The 275-nt window shown below is 62.5% G+C and carries 1 protein-coding gene; it reads left to right on the top strand.

Features of this window, described 5'->3' with window-relative positions:
- A partial coding sequence (locus tag E5W70_RS32435; RefSeq protein WP_292665440.1) for a hypothetical protein occupies window positions 1-239 on the top strand: 239 nt, incomplete at its 5' end.
- Window positions 240-275: the final 36 nt, after the last annotated feature.

Genomic DNA, 275 nt, shown 5'->3' with positions numbered 1-275 from the left:
TGGACGACAAGGACGCTTTCCTCATCGCGCGCGAGGCGTGCCTGCAGAAGCTCGCCCCGGCGCCAGGGGCCGTCGATGTCGTCGCGGGACTGAGGATCGGACTATTCGCCGACAAGGACGAGTCGAGCGGCGAGGATGCCTTTGTCGATCTCAGGCTCAAATACGATGCGGGAAGCCGGGCGCCGGACGGGGCGATGACCGTGGAGCCACTTCCAGCTCAATGCGTGTTGGAAAGATGACGTGATCTGGGGAATAGGTCCCAGTCTCAATCCAAC

This window comes from Mesorhizobium sp., from assembly GCF_005063415.1.
In the GTDB taxonomy this organism is placed as follows: Bacteria; Pseudomonadota; Alphaproteobacteria; order Rhizobiales; family Rhizobiaceae; genus Mesorhizobium.
This window is presented reverse-complemented; position numbering and strand designations above follow the sequence as displayed.